The sequence below is a fragment of the Sphaerisporangium sp. NPDC004334 genome (assembly GCF_053602655.1).
The window spans coordinates 1-1886 of sequence record NZ_JBSGDZ010000082.1; the positions used below are offsets into that span (position 1 = coordinate 1).

The following is a 1886-nucleotide window of genomic DNA, read 5'->3' on the forward strand; positions in this document are numbered from 1 at the left end:
CGCCCGGGCGAGCCGCCGACCAAGGAGTCCGCCCAGACGCTGCTGGAGAACCTCTACTTCAACCCCAAGCGCTACGACCTGGCCAAGGTCGGCCGCTACAAGATCAACAAGAAGCTCGGCGTCGACGCCGACATCAACCAGGGGACGCTCACCGAAGAGGACATCGTCGCCACCATCGAGTACATCGTCCGGCTGCACGCCGGCGAGGTCGAGATGCCCGGGGCGAACGGTCAGATCGTCGTCGAGACCGACGACATCGACCACTTCGGCAACCGCCGCCTGCGCACCGTCGGCGAGCTGATCCAGAACCAGGTCCGCCTGGGCCTGGCCCGCATGGAGCGCGTCGTCCGCGAGCGCATGACCACGCAGGACGTCGAGGCGATCACGCCGCAGACCCTGATCAACATCCGCCCGGTCGTGGCGTCGATCAAGGAGTTCTTCGGCACCTCCCAGCTGTCGCAGTTCATGGACCAGACCAACCCGCTGGCCGGCCTGACGCACAAGCGGCGTCTGTCCGCGCTCGGCCCCGGTGGTCTGTCGCGTGAGCGGGCCGGCTTCGAGGTCCGCGACGTGCACCCCTCGCACTACGGCCGCATGTGCCCGATCGAGACCCCTGAAGGCCCGAACATCGGCCTCATCGGCTCGCTCTCGTCCTTCGGCCGGGTCAACACCTTCGGCTTCGTCGAGACGCCCTACCGCAAGGTCGTGGACGGCCGGGTCACCGAGGAGATCGACTACCTGACCGCCGACGAGGAGGACAGGCACGTCATCGCCCAGGCCAACACCCCGCTGAAGGCCGACGGCGCCTTCGCCGAGGACCGCGTCCTGGTCCGCAGGAAGGGCGGCGAGGTCGAGTTCATCCGGCCCAACGAGGTCGACTACATGGACGTCTCGGCCCGCCAGATGGTGTCGGTCGCGACCGCCATGATCCCCTTCCTCGAGCACGACGACGCCAACCGCGCGCTCATGGGCTCCAACATGCAGCGCCAGTCGGTCCCGCTCCTCAAGAGCGAGGCCCCGCTGGTCGGCACCGGCATGGAGTACCGCGCCGCGACCGACGCCGGCGACGTCATCACCGCCGAGAAGGCGGGCGTCGTCGAGGAGGTCTCGGCCGACTACGTCACCGTCATGAACGACGACGGCACCCGCACGACCTACCGCGTGGCGAAGTTCAAGCGCTCCAACCAGGGCACCTGCTTCAACCAGAAGCCCATCGTCCGCGAGGGCGACCGGGTGGAGGTCAACCAGGTCGTCGCCGACGGTCCGTGCACCGACAACGGTGAGATGGCGCTCGGCAAGAACCTCCTGGTGGCGTTCATGCCGTGGGAGGGGCACAACTACGAGGACGCGATCATCCTGTCGCAGCGGCTGGTGCAGGACGACGTGCTCTCTTCGATCCACATCGAGGAGCACGAGGTCGACGCCCGCGACACCAAGCTGGGCCCTGAGGAGATCACCCGGGACATCCCGAACGTCTCCGAGGAGGTCCTGGCCGACCTCGACGAGCGCGGCATCATCCGCATCGGCGCCGAGGTCGTGCCCGGTGACATCCTGGTCGGCAAGGTCACGCCCAAGGGCGAGACCGAGCTGACGCCGGAGGAGCGGCTGCTGCGCGCGATCTTCGGTGAGAAGGCCCGCGAGGTCCGCGACACCTCCCTGAAGGTCCCGCACGGCGAGATGGGCAAGGTCATCGGCGTCCGCGTGTTCAGCCGCGAGGAGGGCGACGAGCTTCCTCCCGGTGTGAACGAGCTGGTCCGGGTGTACGTGGCGCAGAAGCGCAAGATCACCGACGGTGACAAGCTGGCGGGCCGGCACGGCAACAAGGGCGTCATCTCCAAGATCCTGCCCGTGGAGGACATGCCGTTCCTGGAGGACGGCACCCCGGT

General features: G+C 67.9%; 1 protein-coding gene. It reads left to right on the forward strand.

What is annotated here, in order from left to right; genetic code table 11:
• A partial coding sequence (rpoB, locus tag ACWEN6_RS40830; protein WP_452577587.1) for a DNA-directed RNA polymerase subunit beta occupies window positions 1-1886 on the forward strand: 1886 nt, incomplete at both ends.